This is a genomic window from Oceanobacillus aidingensis, from assembly GCF_042654105.1.
Lineage (GTDB): Bacteria > Bacillota > Bacilli > Bacillales > Amphibacillaceae > Oceanobacillus > Oceanobacillus oncorhynchi.
The window spans coordinates 82,994-99,662 of sequence record NZ_JBHSFT010000012.1; the positions used below are offsets into that span (position 1 = coordinate 82,994).

The 16,669-nt window shown below is 38.3% G+C and carries 13 protein-coding genes; 5 read left to right on the plus strand and 8 right to left on the minus strand.

Going from position 1 to position 16,669, the window contains the following annotated elements:
* Window positions 1–537: 537 nt before the first annotated feature.
* The 3 genes from ACFO3P_RS08870 to ACFO3P_RS08880 all read left to right on the plus strand — a co-directional run bounded on the left by ACFO3P_RS08870 (window position 538) and on the right by ACFO3P_RS08880 (window position 6,601).
* Window positions 538–2,649, plus strand: coding sequence for a purple acid phosphatase family protein (locus ACFO3P_RS08870; RefSeq protein ID WP_042531545.1), 2,112 nt, complete (start codon window positions 538–540; stop codon window positions 2,647–2,649).
* A gap of 509 nt (window positions 2,650–3,158) precedes the next feature.
* On the plus strand, window positions 3,159–5,129 hold the full coding sequence (locus ACFO3P_RS08875) for a beta-glucoside-specific PTS transporter subunit IIABC (protein ID WP_042531543.1): 1,971 nt from the start codon (window positions 3,159–3,161) through the stop codon (window positions 5,127–5,129).
* A 35-nt stretch (window positions 5,130–5,164) separates the two neighbouring features.
* The gene (locus tag ACFO3P_RS08880; RefSeq protein WP_042531541.1) at window positions 5,165–6,601 is read left to right on the plus strand and encodes a 6-phospho-beta-glucosidase; all 1,437 of its coding nucleotides are present in this window, start codon (window positions 5,165–5,167) and stop codon (window positions 6,599–6,601) included.
* 170 nt (window positions 6,602–6,771) lie between these two features.
* Here the strand turns inward: ACFO3P_RS08880 and ACFO3P_RS08885 are convergent, their stop codons facing one another.
* Window positions 6,772–7,632, minus strand: coding sequence for a pyridoxamine kinase (locus ACFO3P_RS08885; RefSeq protein ID WP_289584729.1), 861 nt, complete (start codon window positions 7,630–7,632; stop codon window positions 6,772–6,774).
* A gap of 231 nt (window positions 7,633–7,863) precedes the next feature.
* Between ACFO3P_RS08885 and ACFO3P_RS08890 the strand changes: the two genes are divergently transcribed.
* A complete protein-coding gene (locus tag ACFO3P_RS08890) occupies window positions 7,864–8,403 on the plus strand; it encodes an ECF transporter S component (protein WP_193062754.1) in 540 nt (179 codons plus the stop codon).
* A gap of 109 nt (window positions 8,404–8,512) precedes the next feature.
* On the opposite strand, the gene ACFO3P_RS08895 is transcribed toward ACFO3P_RS08890, so the two are convergent.
* Together ACFO3P_RS08895 and ACFO3P_RS08900 are read right to left on the minus strand one after the other, a co-directional pair.
* A complete protein-coding gene (locus ACFO3P_RS08895; RefSeq protein WP_289584728.1) occupies window positions 8,513–9,331 on the minus strand; it encodes an HAD family hydrolase in 819 nt (272 codons plus the stop codon).
* A 127-nt stretch (window positions 9,332–9,458) separates the two neighbouring features.
* Window positions 9,459–10,793, minus strand: a complete 1,335-nt coding sequence (locus tag ACFO3P_RS08900; protein WP_289584727.1) for a 6-phospho-beta-glucosidase — start codon at window positions 10,791–10,793, stop codon at window positions 9,459–9,461.
* Window positions 10,794–11,016: 223 nt separating this feature from the next.
* On the opposite strand from ACFO3P_RS08900, the gene ACFO3P_RS08905 reads away from it, so the two are divergent.
* Entirely contained in the window at window positions 11,017–11,742 is a 726-nt protein-coding gene (locus ACFO3P_RS08905) for a MurR/RpiR family transcriptional regulator (protein ID WP_042531525.1), read from the plus strand.
* An 80-nt stretch (window positions 11,743–11,822) separates the two neighbouring features.
* On the opposite strand, the gene celB is transcribed toward ACFO3P_RS08905, so the two are convergent.
* From celB to ACFO3P_RS08930, 5 genes are all read right to left on the minus strand, one after another.
* Complete coding sequence (celB, locus tag ACFO3P_RS08910) at window positions 11,823–13,187, minus strand: PTS cellobiose transporter subunit IIC (RefSeq protein WP_193062748.1); 1,365 nt, start codon at window positions 13,185–13,187, stop codon at window positions 11,823–11,825.
* 22 nt (window positions 13,188–13,209) lie between these two features.
* Complete coding sequence (locus tag ACFO3P_RS08915; protein WP_256705601.1) at window positions 13,210–13,713, minus strand: hypothetical protein; 504 nt, start codon at window positions 13,711–13,713, stop codon at window positions 13,210–13,212.
* An 11-nt stretch (window positions 13,714–13,724) separates the two neighbouring features.
* Complete coding sequence (locus ACFO3P_RS08920) at window positions 13,725–14,048, minus strand: PTS cellobiose transporter subunit IIA (protein WP_042531519.1); 324 nt, start codon at window positions 14,046–14,048, stop codon at window positions 13,725–13,727.
* A gap of 59 nt (window positions 14,049–14,107) precedes the next feature.
* A complete protein-coding gene (locus ACFO3P_RS08925) occupies window positions 14,108–14,428 on the minus strand; it encodes a PTS cellobiose transporter subunit IIB (RefSeq protein ID WP_042531517.1) in 321 nt (106 codons plus the stop codon).
* Between the two features lie 261 nt (window positions 14,429–14,689).
* A complete protein-coding gene (locus ACFO3P_RS08930; RefSeq protein WP_256705600.1) occupies window positions 14,690–16,606 on the minus strand; it encodes a BglG family transcription antiterminator in 1,917 nt (638 codons plus the stop codon).
* Window positions 16,607–16,669 lie beyond the last annotated feature (63 nt).

Below are 16,669 nucleotides of genomic sequence, written 5' to 3' on the forward strand. Positions count from 1 at the left end.
TAATTTTAGGAATGTTACCTATTTGGGCATAACCTGAGCGAAATAGAAGGATGCAATCCCTTTGCGTCTATTCTTATTCGTTCAGGTTTTTTATTTGTAAAAATGATCATCTCATTAGCTCAGAATAAGGAATCATCTTGGAAGTTGTGCATAAAGACATTAAACGGCTGAATTATTCGCCTCTTCACTTTCATCTGTTGTATCTCTAAATAAGCCTTGATTAAATAGTTAAAACCCATGTTGTAAGATTTATGCGTGTTTTCTCGACTGCTGTAACGGTTGGTCAGGAACGGCATTTCTTATATTCAAACAGATAAAGCTTACATGTTTTTTGTCTCAAAAAAAACATTATGTTCGCTTCCCAAAAAAGGAAAGCGCTTCCATTTAAATCCAAAAAAGGATGATGACTAGATTCATGCGCAGAAAATTACTTGTGAAAGGAGGTAAGATTCATTTTGAATGCCAAGCCTTCGTTTGTGAAGCTATTCTGAGCAAAAGAGATATTCATTATATAAAATATAAAAAAGGATGGTAGCTATGAAGAATAAAAAGTTAATTCTTTTTTTAATTGGTTTATTGGCAATAGCAGCAGTATTAGGAGCTTGCACCAATCCATCTTCTGATGATGCAGAGACTGACAGTCCAGAAGAAACGGAAGCAGCAGAGAAAACGGAGACCACGAATAAGAGTGCCACTTCGCTAGAGTCATTATTTGATACTGATATTACAAGCTTGGAAACTGTTAACGTGGTGGATGAAGATATGGAATGGCGCTATTACGATGATGACAAGGACCCAAATGCCGGAACTTGGTATGAAGGTTGGAATAAGCGTAATGGCTGGGCATATCCTGAAGGCTGGTTAGACTGGGGCACCATTCCAATGGAGTTTACAGAAGAAGATTGGCCAACCTATGAAGGAACTGTATTTAGTACCAGCCCCGAAACAGATGGACAAGTGTTAGCGACAACGGAGGATAGTAAAGCAAAAAGTACTTACTTCTTACGCCATACGTTCACACTAACCCAAGAACAAGCGGAGAGTATTTATGCACTTGAAATTACCGCTCGTTACAATGATGCAATGACAATGTATATCAACGGAAGTCCTGTAGGGGGGTTCCACAATATCCCAACTGATAATTATTCTGAAAATATGGAATACGGGGCACAAGAAGAAGTTGCTGATGGGGAATTTATTGAAGAAACCTTTATTGTAGATGACGTTTCAAGTATTACCAATGGTTATGTACCCGGTGAGTATGAAGAAGTTTACGATGAAGAGAATGATATGATAACGCATGAATTAAGTGAAGCAACAACAGATGATGATGGCAACACCTTTATGAACATTACTATCGCTGTTGAATTACATGCGTATGACCCAGATGATAACGAAGCCAGTTTTGAATTAGTGGACGTCATCCTTAATCCGGATGAGACCGAGCTGGCAGCAGACAGTGAAGCTGTGAAGAATGTTTCTGTCAATACAGGGGCAGACGAAGACAGCATTAATTTCACTTGGAATGCTTTATCCTCTGAAACAGGATATGTAGAAGTTGTTGAAGGAACAGATCCTGAAGCATTCTCTATAGAAGATGCCACTGTTTATGAAGCAGATTCCACAGAACTAGCTTATACGAAATTTACAGAGACAGATTATTACACTAACAAAGCAACTGTCGAAGTGGAACGTGATACCGATTACCTCTATCGTGTCGGTAACGAAGACGGCTACTCGCAAGTCTTTCCACTGCGTACACAAGATATCGCGGATGGTTACGAGGCAATTTTCTTAGCAGATGCTCAGATTGGTACCGGCACGATTCCAACCGATGTTTTTGGATGGGAAGAAACATTAGCGCATGCGTTTGAAACTGCGCCAGATGCTAGTATGATTCTAAACGCAGGTGACTTTGTAGATGCACCAGATAAAGAAAGTGAATATGATGCATATTTTGAGCCAGAGATTCTAGCTTCTTATCCAACTGCATCCGCCGTAGGAAATCATGATGTTGCTCCAAACTATAAAAATCACTTTAATGAGCCCAATTTAACGTCATATGGTGAAGATGAGGCAGGCAGTGATTACTACTTCACTTATGGTAATGTTTTATACTTGGTGTTGAATGCCAATAATATGAATAACGAAGAACATGTCCAATTCTTGGAAGAAACAATGGAAGAGACAGCCGATCAAGAATTTGACTGGAAAGTGTTGATGTTCCACCAATCTATTTACGCAGCCGGCAAACAATCGGAGAGTGAGGACGTGCCTATTCGACGTGATGTTTTAGTCCCTGCTATTGATGAGTCAGGCATTGATGTTGTATTAATGGGGCATGATCATGCTTATGCCAGAACCCATCAAATGCATAACTTTGAACCGGTTGAAGATGTTGAATTTGAAGATGAGAATCAGACAGCTGCTGTGAATCCAGAAGGAACATTGTATATAACAAGCAGCTCTGCCAGCGGCAGTAAGTATTATGATTTAGTAGAAGAATACGACTACTTGGCTTTCAGAGAGCAATTTTATGTACCAACCTTCTCTCATATCAGCTTTACTGAAGACACATTTGCGATCACATCTTACCGCACTGATACAATGGAAGAATTTGATTCTTATACGATTAGAAAATCAGAATAGGTTATATAAAAGTCGCGGTTCCTTTCATTCAGGGACCGCGGCTTTTATATTCAATCATCCCTCCTTCTCTGCCGCTAGATTAAAAGAAGTTTAAAATTCATTTTATAAGTATTAAAGATATAATCGCGACAAATGGTGAAAAACTCCGGATAAGAGAATAACTCCTTTTGAAGGAATCTATATTGGCGTATTTTCGGCTGAATATCTTTCTCATTTATCAAAGCTTTAGAGCATTTTTTCCATTCTTCAACCGTCAAACTTCCAAGATAATACTAAAAGTAACCAATTATTAAAAACGCTTAAAAAATTGTTGACTTCCTATAAAAGCCATGGTAAGTTATAGTTGTTAATTAACAACACAATTGTATATACAAATTTAGGAATGTTACCTATTTTGGGCATAACCTGAACGGAATGGAAGGATGCAATCTCTTTGCGTCTATTCTAATTCGTTCAGGTTTTTTATTTGCAATTAGTCATTCAAATATAATTAGAAAGCGGGGAAAAAGATGAAGTACGAGCAGTTAGCTAAAGAGATTATTGAATTAGTCGGCGGCACAGAGAACGTAAATAGCGTAACACACTGTGTGACAAGACTCCGTTTCCGATTAAAGGACTCCCAAAAAGCGGATCGAAAGGCATTAGAGAATCATGAGGATGTCGTCACTGTCCGGGAAAGTTCCGGACAATATCAAGTCGTCATCGGCAACCATGTTCCGGATGTTTACAAAGCAGTCGTTGCTGTAGGCGGGTTCGAAAATGAGAAACAAGAAGATGACAATGAAGCTAAGGATGACGAGAAAAAAGGGTTATTCTCCAGCTTCATCGATATTATTTCGAATATCTTCATCCCAGTTCTTCCTTTACTGATGGCAACAGGTATTATCAAAGGATTTAACTCAATGTTCATCGCGCTGGGCTGGTTAGAAGATACCAGTGGTACGTCGCAAATACTGAATGTGATTGGTGATGGCTTCTTCACATTCTTACCTATATTCTTAGGTTACACAGCCATGAAAAAATTTGGCGGCACACCTTTCCTTGGTATGGCCATTGCTGCTGCGCTTGTTCACCCGAACCTCGCAGGAATCGGAGAAAGCGAACCATTCATGACATTATTCAGCGGGACGATTTTAGAATCACCCGTACAAGTATCCTTTTTAGGAATTCCAATTATCTTAATGAGCTATACCGCTTCCGTGGTACCGATTATTTTATCCACTTACTTTGCGGCGAAAATAGAACGCTGGTTTGCGTCGATTATTCCGCAAGTTGTGAAGTCGTTTATCGTGCCATTCTTAACATTGCTTATCATTGTTCCATTAACATTTATTGTTATTGGTCCTATCGCAACATGGCTGGCACAATCCATTGGATATGCCATCCAAACAGGCTATGAAGCCGTCCCGGTCATTGCCGGTATCGTTGTCGGCGGGTTCTGGCAAGTATTAGTTATTTTCGGTATTCATTGGGGTATTATTCCAATTTATTATAATAACTTAGCTGTGCAAGGGTTTGATATGCTCATCGCGATGACATTTGCTGCTTCCTTCGCACAAATCGGTGCAGTACTTGCTGTCTGGATAAAAACAAAGAATAAAAAACTAAAAAGGCTCAGCTTCCCTGCCTTTATCTCCGGGTTCTTTGGTGTAACAGAGCCTGCGATTTACGGGATTACCCTGCCATTGAAAACACCATTTGTTATGAGCTGTATCGGATCTGCCGCTGGTGGTGCGATTATTGCTATGACAGGTGCAGCGCTTTACAGTGCAGGACCTTTGGGTGTATTTAAAATCCCGACATTTATCCATCCGGAAAACGGCATTGACGGCGGTTTCTGGGGTATGCTGGTATCCATCATTGTAGCATTTATCGTTGCCTTCGTATTAACATACTTCTTCGGACGTATTAATCAAAAAGAAAATACCGAAGCGGTCGTCGGCGATGAAAAAATGCAAGAAGAAGTTCAAGACCAAGCATTGGTTGAAGATGATGTGAAGCAGACCAATCAAGAGATTACCGTCCAAAACGAAAATATTTTAAGCCCTGCAAATGGAGATATCATTCCATTAACGTCCGTTCCTGATGACGTATTCGCTTCCGAAGCAATGGGTAAAGGCGTTGCGGTCCAACCAAGTGAAGGCAGGATGTATGCTCCGGCAAATGGGGTCATTACCACACTCTTTAAAACGAATCACGCTATCGGTATGACCACAGACAATGGCGCAGAAATTCTGATTCATATTGGAATGGATACCGTAGAATTAGATGGAAAATTCTTTGAAGCACGTATGAAGCAAGGGGATACAGTAAAAGCAGGAGATTTGCTGGTTGAATTTGATATCAATCAAATCAAACAGGCTGGATATTCTGTCGTCACCCCTATCGTCATCACGAATACAAAGGCTTATAATGAGCTTGAAATTGTGTCGGGTGATACAATAATGAAAGAAGATGTATTAATTATTACAAAAGTGTAAAAAGAATATTTATAAAAATGCAAGGAGGAATTTTCATGACAAATAACAAACGATTTCCAGAAGGTTTTCTATGGGGCGGCGCTATTGCTGCTAACCAAGTAGAAGGAGCTTATCTTGAAGATGGAAAAGGACTGACAAACGTTGACTTACTCCCTACCGGAGAGAAAAGAAGAGGGATAATGGAAGGCCATATTACCGATCTCAAGCCGAATCCAGAAGATTTCTACCCTAGTCACGAAGCGATTGATTTTTATCACAACTATAAAGAAGATATCGCATTGTTCGCAGAGATGGGCTTCAAATCATTTAGACTCTCTATCTCATGGGCACGTATTTTCCCGAATGGAGATGACGCAGCTCCTAATGAAGCTGGTCTTCAATTTTATGATGATTTGTTTGATGAGTTACGTAAACACAATATTGAACCCGTTGTAACCATCGCACACTTTGATGTACCTGTATCCCTGATTGAACGGTATAACAGCTGGGAAAGCAGAAAACTCGTTGATTTATTTGAAAAATATTCGATTACGATTTTCGAGAGATACAAAGATAAAGTAAAATACTGGATGACATTTAATGAAATCAATATGCTGCTGCACCTTCCATTCATGGGAGCAGGCATCGTCCTTAAAGAAGGAGCTAACCGCGATCAAGTACTTTATCAGGCTGCCCATCACCAGCTTGTAGCAAGCGCCAAAGCGGTAAAAGCATGTCATGAGATTATTCCAGATGCACAAATCGGCTGTATGCTTGCTGCGGGTATGTTCTATCCATATACAAGCAATCCGGATGATGTTTTCAAAGCAATGGAAAAAGACCGTGAATCCTTCTTCTTCATTGATGTGCAGTCACGAGGAGAATACCCGGGCTATGCGAAACGTTTCTTTAAAGATCATAACCTGAATATCAAAATGGAACCGGAAGATGAGCAAATCTTAAAAGACAACACTGTGGATTATATTGGATTTAGCTATTATTCCAGCCGGACAACCAGTACCGACCCTGAAGTTCTAAAAAATGCTACAAGCGGCAATGTCTTTGGTTCCGTTTCGAATCCATATGTTTCTAAATCGGAATGGGGCTGGACCATTGATCCAAAAGGCTTCCGCATTACAGCTAACCAGCTGTACGACCGCTATCAAAAGCCATTGTTTGTTGTAGAAAATGGCCTTGGCGCGAAGGATGAAATAAATGCAGATGGCACTATCACCGACGACTATCGCATCGATTATTTGAAAAAACATCTTAACGAAATGGGAGAAGCAATCGAGGATGGCGTGGACATCATCGGTTATACCAGCTGGGGCCCAATTGATATTGTCAGTGCGTCCACTGGTGAAATGAAAAAACGCTACGGTTATATTTATGTAGACCGTGATAACGAAGGAAACGGCACATTAAGCCGTAAGAAAAAGAAAAGCTTTGACTGGTATAAAAATGTCATTGCGACCAATGGCGAAGAGCTGTAATAACGATAAAACCCCCGAATGGATTTCGGGGGTTTTTTGTGTTTGAAATTCTTATTTTGCAGGTAAAGCTGAAAAAGGAATCGTTATCTTTGCCTGAATTTATCACAGACAGCATCACCAGTGATCCTGCCGCTTTTTTAAATAAAGTAGGCAAATGAAGAAGAAATACCTTACGTATTTTTTTCAATCAACATCCCCAAATATTTTTCAAAATTGACCCCTTCTATTTCAGGAACCTTTTCTTTCGATGAATCCTGGATAGCTTCTTTGAGGAATGCGACAGCAAGCTGTACAGCATTTTCCAGGCTATCTTCACGCATGATGCTCCCCATCATGACGGAAGCAAATAAATCGCCAGTACCTGAATAGCTTTTCCCGTTATACTCCATCTCATGGTAAAACGTTTTATTCTTATCTAAATACAAGTTACCGATAAACTGCTCTTTTGAATCAATTGACGGAGGATTCACGCCAGTAATAATGACTTCAGCACCCGTTGCTTGCTGCAGGTTATTTCCTGCTTCCTTCAACGCTTGTATATAATCCTTGCCATTTGAATAGCTATGTAACTTCTCATAAGATAATCCAGACAATAAACAGCATTCTGTCACATTTGGTGTAATCACATCTGCATGTCTCACTAATTCTTTCATTTCCTCCAATAATCCCCCGGTAAAAATCTTATAGACTTCTCCATCATCCCCCATGACCGGATCTACCAGCAACCTTGTTTCTTTCGTATAAAACGTATCTAAAAAATGAAAAATATTTTTAATTTGCTCTCCGCAAGTTACAAATCCAGTAAATATCCCATCAAATGTTTCCCCGAGCTTGTCCCATTCCTCTGTAAAATAGTTCATTCTAGAAGTGAAATCTTCCCAAAAATAACTCGGATAAGCCGTTTGTGCAGATAAAACTGCTGTTGGCAAAGGGCAGGCTTGAACACCCATGACGGAAAGAACAGGGATTGCAGCAGTTAAAGAGCATTTCCCAAAGGATGATAAATCTTGAAGCACAGCAACTTTTTTCATATGAACCTCCTTGAACGAACTGAAACTTTTTCTATTTTATCATTTGAAGATTGGCTTGTCATTAAAGGTAATAGGCGATATTGGCGGGAACGGATCGTTTATTTCAGATTACATGATCGTTTTCAGCTCATCGTTTAACTGACCCTGTTATTTTTTCATGAATTGACACTTAAAGATAGGTCAATATTCTGCTAAAGTAATAAAAATAATTCAAGTAAGGAAGGTTTAAATATGGAGAATACACCAGCTTATTTAATGACACGTAAAAAAACACAAGACTTAATCATTACTTCTATGCTAATCGCACTCATTTTTATTTCTACCGCATTCCTAAATTTCAGACTGCCGATTGCTGCAAATGGAGGGCTAGTACATATGGGTACAGCTATGCTTTTTATTGCCTCTATTTTATTCGGACCAAAAAAAGGTGCCTTGGCCGGAGCAATCGGAATGGGATTATTTGATATGATCGGGGGCTGGCTATTGTGGACTCCTATAACAATTATAGCGCGCGGGCTGCAAGGTTACATCGTTGGTAAAATTGCCTGGTTTCAAGGCCGCAAAGGAAATAGCATCGCTTTAAACATGACAGCGACAATTGTTTCTGTTCCATTTATGATTGCTATTTATTACATTGGTGAGTCCATTCTATACGGAAACTGGATTACACCACTGGCTTCTATACCTGGGGATATCGTCCAAAGTGTCCTGGGCATTCTGATAGCTATCCCAATTTGCGTTGCTTTAAAGAAGGTTTATTATTTTAAATAAATCAAAGAGGCTGTTGCACAATCGGTTACCTGATCGTACAGCAGCCCCTTTTCCCTTCTCATCTATTTATATAATTGTAGTCCAGCCTAACCCAGACTTTAAATGTCCTCTACTCTGTAACCTTTGTACTTTCCTGCAAAGCTAATAATTGAATAATTGTTCTCATCACGGCATCTTCTTCATTAGAACGCGTGATAAAATTGGCAGTATCTTTTAATTCTTGCACTGCATTTCGAACTGCGAAACTATATGTTGCCCTGTTCATCAATTCTATATCATTATAACCATCACCGAAGGCAATCGTTTCTTCCGGAGAAACATTTAACATCCGCTGCAGCTGTTCGACAGTCGTTCCTTTATGAACATTTGCATCTGCAATATCAATCCAGGCTGCTTCGGAAGCCACAATATAAGCTGATTCAAAAAAAGGTGCTAATTTTTCTCTTGTTTCAAAACAATTCAAGGAAGGGTCATGAATCGTTATCTTAACAAAATCATCCGTTATTTCCTTAAAATCAGCAACCTGCCTGACCTGCGCATAGGACCCTCTGACAATTGCTGCTTCTTCCTGTGAAATGTCCTGTTTAACGACTGCTGCCTCTTTTGTGCATGCAATAATCGTATGCTCCAGACTTATTTCCTCAAGCAGCTGGATAATTTCCAACCCTAATTTATTGCCCAGCAATGATTCATAAACAAATTCACCATTGTGCTTAATTCGTGTGGCACTATCTCCTAAAATCCATAAATCATTTACATCATCACCAAACAGTTCCTCGACACGCTCGCATTGTTTGCCCGTAACAGGAGCAAAAAAAACGTCTTTTTCACGCATTATCTTTTTTACATCATTGTACAAATTTCTATTAAAATCACCGCGGTTATTTAAGAACGTTCCATCCATATCCGTCAGTACTAATTTAATCATGTGAATATCCCCTTACTTTACGCAACTATTACAACGTGGCGGAGATTTGTTTTTATCCATTCATGCAAGAAAAAGTGCAGCATTTTGCTCTGCACTTTTTCTCACCTTTCAAATCCTGGCACCTGTATTAATTCACGCTTACTTCTTCTTGGAAAAATTGAGGAAGATGTGCTTTATGCGCCTCCATCATCTCATCAATAATTTCTTTCGCAATCTTATCACTTGGCGTTAACGGATTAATTGTTAAAGCAAGTACCGCTTTATTATAATCCCCTGTCACAGCTGCCTCTGCTGAAATACGCTCAAAGGACTTAATTTGCTGTACAAGTCCGCGGGCAGCAACAGGAAGATCTCCAACTGCCAATGGAACAGGACCGTCTTTTGTAATCACACAGCTGACTTCAACCGCTGATTCAGCAGGGATACTCGCAATGGCACCACGGTTCATTGTGTTTACTGGTTGAATATCACGTTTGTCATTGTAGATAGATGTAATCAACCGAACTGCTGCATCCGAATAATATGCTCCGCCTCGCTCTTCTAATTGAGGTGGTTTGATACTAAGGTTTTCATCTTTATAAAGTTCAAATAAATCTTTTTCCAATGCCTGAACAACCTCAGCACGTGTCCCCTCTGTCTTAGAGCTTTCGATCGCTTTATCTAACATTTCTTTCGATTTATAATAATACATATGATATGGGCATGTTAAGGCATCTAACGCTTGAATAAATTCAGGCTCCCAGCCCATGCCATCAATATTTTTAACAAAGCTGGAGTTTTCCGGATCAGATAATTTTTCAATTACCTCTTTCTTCACACTCACTCCATCCAGATAAACTTCTAACCCATATACCATATGATTCAGTCCTGCAAAATCAATCCGAATTCGTGAATGATCGACATCTAATAATTTAGCGACCCCCATCTCCATACCAATTGGCACATTACATAGACCGACTACTCTATCAATATTGGAGTAGCGTAATACAGCTTCGGTAACCATGCCGGCCGGGTTCGTAAAGTTGATCAGCCATGCATTCGGGCAAAGCTCTTCCATATCTTTTGTGATTCCCAAAATCACTGGAATTGTACGTAACCCTTTAAACAGTCCGCCAGCTCCATTTGTTTCCTGACCAAGTACACCATACTTCACTGGAATGCGCTCATCCTTAGCACGTGCATCTAAACCGCCGACACGAAATTGAGTTGTTACAAAATCAGCATCCTTGAGAGCCTCTCTGCGGTCCAATGTTAAATGTACATCGATTGGAAGACCAGCCTCTTTGATCATTCGTTTTGCAAGGTTTCCGACAATCTCCAGCTTTTCTTTTCCTGTTTCCACATCAACCAACCACAGTTCACTTAATGGAAATTCATCATACCGTTTAATAAATCCTTCTACTAATTCCGGAGTATAACTTGATCCGCCACCAATTGTTGCAATTTTTATACCTTTTGCCATCCTTTACACCTCCAAAAATTTTAAAAAACATTTCAATCTATTTAACTCTATTAAAGAAGAAACTGAACTTATATATTAATTGTACCAATATTTAATCAGATATAAATAGAAAGGAAGCATTTCGTTTTTAATAACAAGAGAAGTCATTTGTTACAAGGATGTAACAACCTGTGTTATACTTGTTTATAGAGTTAATTTCTTATTAAAAGGAGAAGTGTGCATCATGTTTACACACGAGATGATTGCTTCATTCAATGAGTTAGAGACTTCTTTGTATAACTATATCAGTAAAAATAGTGAAAAGGTTGCTTATATGCGCATTCGCGAGCTTGCTGATGAAACCCATGTATCCACAGCTACTATCCTGCGCTTTTGCAGAAAAATAAATTGTGAAGGTTTTTCCGAATTTAAAGTAAAGCTGAAAATGTATCTGGAAGAAAATAAAAAGACAATTTTAAAGGATACACAGCATGCTGTAACAGAATTTTTTGATCGGACACTGAAGGGCGATATCGAAGAAGACATTAAAGAAGCTGCTAAGCTGGTAAGTAAAGCAGATAGTGTTATTTTCATTGGAATAGGCACCTCAGGGATCCTGGCCGAATATGGGTCAAGGTATTTTTCAAGCTTAGGTAAATTTTCGATGTATATTAAAGACCCGCTTTTCCCGGTCCATTCCAGTCTGCGATATAATAGCACTGTCATTGCTCTATCTGTCTCTGGAGAAACAAATTTTGCAGTTACGCATCTTAATCAAATGAAACAAGAAGGAAGTAAAATTATTAGCATTACCAACAACAAACACTCCACGGTTGCTAAAATATCAGATATCAATATCCCTTACTATGTAACGGAAGAGTGGTTTGAGAACGCAAATATTACCACACAGGTACCTGTGCTTTATATTTTGGAATCAATGGCACATGAGACATATAAGCTGAATGGCTAATGCAAGATAAACTTGAAAGGCGTAGTCGATAACGACAACGCCTTCACAATATTTCTTGTTAAATTATTTCTTGTGCTAAATTAAATCAACGCATCTTCCCCTTTTTCCTGATCAACTAATTTCTTATCATACATTTTAATGAATGGAAGCCAGATCAGAAATGCTACAAAAGCACAAAGCACGGAAACAATTGCCGCCATATAACTTCCGCCTGTACTAATAAATCCGCTGATACCAACTGGAGTAGGCCAAGGCATCATAGCGATAATCGATTCAACAAACCCTAATTTAATTGCCCAATAACCGATGGAAGCTGATACCATTGGAGCTAAGAAGAACGGAATAGCTAAGAATGGATTATAAACTATCGGTAATCCAAATATTAATGGTTCGTTGATATTAAAAATCCCCGGTGCAAGTGCCGCTTTACCTAAAACACTCAATTGCTTCGATTTTGCCATAAATGCAATAAATATACATAAACCTAATGTTGCTCCAGATCCGCCAATCGTTACAAACGCATTATTAAATTCTCCTGCCAGCGGAATGTTCGCTCCATCGATATTAGATTGAATATTGGAAAGAAAGATTGGTGTCAAGAATCCAAATACAATGGTTGCTCCATGGATACCTACAATCCAAAGCGCATGCACAACAAAGTAAATAACCAGTATACCTAACCAGCTGTTTGTAATATTCACTACAAATCCAAACGGAATTGCTACTAATTTAAATATATCCGTGCCTAATGCAATTAAAATACCATTGACCACCAATACAGCAAAGGCAACTAAAAACGCCGGAATCAATGCAGTGAACGATCTGGATACACCCTCTGGTACCGCTTCAGGCATTTTGATAACCCAATTTTTCTTCACACAGAGCCGGTATATTTGCACAGCTAAGACAGACATCAGAATTGCTGTGAATATTCCTGTCGCCCCTAGACGGCTGACACCGTCTTCAACCATTTGCCATCCATGAACTGTTGTATTATTTTCATCAATCTGATGCACGAGAGACATCATGCCATTTTCTAATACGATTTCCGGAATAGTGATGAAAAAGGCAAACATAGATAGTAAAGCTCCGTTTAAAGGACTTAGATTAAGCTCTTCCTCCTCGGCATAAATTTTTGTATATTCGTAACCGATAACAAGACCGAAATAGATTGCTAATATTCCCATCGTTGCTTTATTCGCTAACATATATAAATCACTGATTCTAAAAAATGTATTATCGAAAAAGCCTTGTAAAAATGTAAGTGTCTGCGGCAATACGTTTAACACTAAAAACATCGAACCTACAATTACAAACGGAATCGAAGCCATCCCTGCAGCCATAATGGCACGTACAATACGAAAAGATGCAACTTTCCCCATGGGACCCATCAAATATTTTTCCAAAAAAGCAAATACTTTATTTTCTCCGTTTTCTGAAGCCATCGTACTCCCTCATTTCTTTTTATTAATTGACAGCCCTTTCAAAACTTTTAATTCGTTCATAATGCTTGTCTTCATTATGTTTAATCTGATTTAAACGATAGAGGATCAACGCACTCAGTAATACACCGGCAATCAAAATACTTAAAACCAATATTTTAGATTTCTCTTCCGCTACAAGAAAGGGGAATAATTGATTGAATGATGAAGTAAAGCATGCCGGTACAATTAAAAGCACATTTGTAACAAGTAAAATGGTAAAGCAATACTTTGTATATTTGACAATATTAGAATGATGACCATATATTTTCACTTGCTCGATGGTACTGATAACCAATACAACCATTAATATCAACGGGATAAAATACAGTGATGAATCACTCATCAACAATGACATGAACCAGTATAAATTAGTAAAAAAGAATAATGCGGAAACATATCTAACTAATAAATACCGATTAAAGTACATCGATTTAATACTTAGCTTTTTCCTATTTAGTTCGATTTGTGCCCTCGCATCGTTTTTCATATTCAAACCCCTCATTTATCTTTGTCGAGTTTTTCATATAGATATAACATTTCTAACGCAACTTCTCTTAATGTCATCGTAGTCATTAAATGATCCTGTGCATGAACCATAATAATTTCCATATTGATTGTTTCTCCGGATGAATACTGCTGCAATAACGCCGTTTGGGACTGGTGCGCTAATAATACTTCTTCATTTGCTTCATCCAGCTTGTCTGCAGCATTTTTAAATTCGTTATTTCGCATCATTGCAAAGGCTTCATGTATCATGGTTCTCGATGACCCGCTGTGCAAAATGATTTCAAAGGCTACGCTCTGTATTTGTTCCTGATTCATTGAATATCCCCCTTTATAGTTGATATAAAGCAATATAAATATTTATTAATAACGAATGATTATTCCGGCAGCTCCTGCAAAATTAAATTACCTAATTTTTCTATCCCCATTGGAATCGGAACATACGCTTGAGGCGGAATATTTACCACTGGTTTACCAACGCGATCGCCAGCCTTTTTCAGATTTTGATAATACATTTTTGTTTGTGGACTCACTAAGAATAAATCAAAATCACTATTCTCTATTTTCTTCCCGCCCTCTGTCGCTGAAACAGCATCCACTTCAATATCATGCTCTTTTCCTTTTAGATATTCTGTTGCTTTTTTTGCTAATAAAGAAGATGACATACCACCTGCACAAATAATTAACGCTTTTTTCATTTTACATTCCTCCATGAAATTCTATTTTTTAGCACCTTGCTCTATTTCTATCGTCAGGAAATTCATAAAGGACTTAAACAGCAATCTCATGCCTTTCATCTAGCTTTTACCTTTATAAATTTCTTACTTAAATTATAATATGTAAGCGCATTCAATTACAGAGACTCTTTTTCCGCTGGTACAGGAAATAACTAACACCAAGTTTTGAATAGCACGAAAACACCCCGGACAGTGTTTACCCCGGGGTGTTCTAGTGCTACTCTATTTGATTATCTCAATTAATTGTTCATACGTCTTACATTGCACTATTTCTCTCACCATATTTTTATCGTCCAACAGTTCCATTAATCCCTCATACATTTGTTTTAAATCATTTTTTATATCTTTGCTGATATTTAATTGGACAATTAATTGCACATACTTATCTCCCCATTGAATCGGTTTTTGAAGTGTAACAATTGACCAGAATGTATCCTCCGTCTGCGGTTCAATCGGATGAGGAATGGCAACCATATTGCCAAAACTCGTTGGAGAAAAGCTCTCCCGTTGAAGCACCGATTCCAAATAGTGCGCATCCACTTCTCCATCAGATTCCAGTGCTTCACAGATAAAGCGTAAAACCTCTTCTTTCTCAGCAAAGCCCTTTTGTAGATACGTATATTTTTCCCGCAGATACGTATTGGAAATAACATCTCCCTGAATTACAAAATGATTGATTTTATTTAAATCTGTTTCTCCTAAAATCGTGCTTATATGAATAACAGGGACTGGCATCTTTTTCTCAATCGGAATCGTGCTGATAATAAAATCAATGTTATCAAACGAATGCTGGGATAAATTATAGTATTCGGTTGTACCCATAATATTTAACTGATTCCCAAACTCATTTTGCAGTTTATACATTAAAAGCTGAGCACTGCCCAGGCCAGATGCACAGACAATTAAGCAGCCCGGTACGTCTTCTTTATTCTTCTTTTTTCTTTCCTGCGCTACCTCAATATGAAGCGCCAGGTAACCAACTTCATTCTCATCTATTGCAATGCCCATTCTTTCTTGTACGGCTTGCGCTCCAATTAATGCTGCATCAAAAGATAATCGGTACTTCGATTTGATTTCTTCCAGCATTGGATTTCGAATATTCATCTTGAATTTATATCGGCTTATTGCTGGTTTTAAGTGCAGACTCATCGCCAACAGCAGTTCTTTGTCATCAGCTAAATGAAATCCAAATTCTGCATCAATCCGTTTCAGCATTTCTTTGACCATTTCTTGAATCTCATCATCAATAACAGAAATAACCTCTGTATGATGAATCGAAGAATCGGTAATCTTTGTTCCTTGCAAATGAATCGCCAGGTATGCAATCTCGTGTTCAGTAAAGGAAATATACAGTTTTTCCTGAATAGCATTTGCAATTTCTTGAGCAACTAAAAAAACCTTTGATGTCTCTATTTCTTGAAAATGAGGATGAATCATTTGAACAGAATGACTCTCACGAATCCGCTTACAAGCAATTGCAATATGTGTGATTAGATTTTGCAGGCTAATATCTGAAATAATAATATGATGCTTTCTCAGATTAAACAATACACTGTTTTTAATCATCTCTAACTCTTCTTCAGGTAAAATACCTAACCAGTCAGCCATATTGTCTTTTAAGACAGATTGTTGATTAAACAAATACTCAGAGATGCAGTATCTGATCTGCGTTTCATCGCCTATAATTTTAATCCCATGATACGGCTTATGCTCCAAAGCCAGCTTATACTCTTTCAGTATAGCACGGATATATTTTAAATCATGCTGCAGGGTAGAGCGGCTTATAAACAACTGCTCTGCTAAGTCATCTATTTTAATATAATCGGAGGTCATCAGCAGTTTCTCCATCAGATATTTGACACGATCTGGATGATTTGAGGGAACATCATCTTTTTTGTAATTTGTTTGCTCCTGAATGAATTCATAGAATAAGCGTTCATTCCGAATGGTAAGCTGATAGCCTTTCCCTTTTAAAGATACGATATGTGTCCCGTACGGCTTTAAAAGTTCATTTAATACTTTGATATCATTACGTATCGTTTTAGAACTGACCTGTAATAAGGACGCTATATCCGAACTGGTTAAAGGTTCCTGTGCTAATCGCAGCGCCTCAAGTATCTTTTGTAATCGTGTATTCACGTAATCACTTCCTAGTTAGCACAATATTGAATCTGTCATCCTAAAATTTCTATATATAACGGC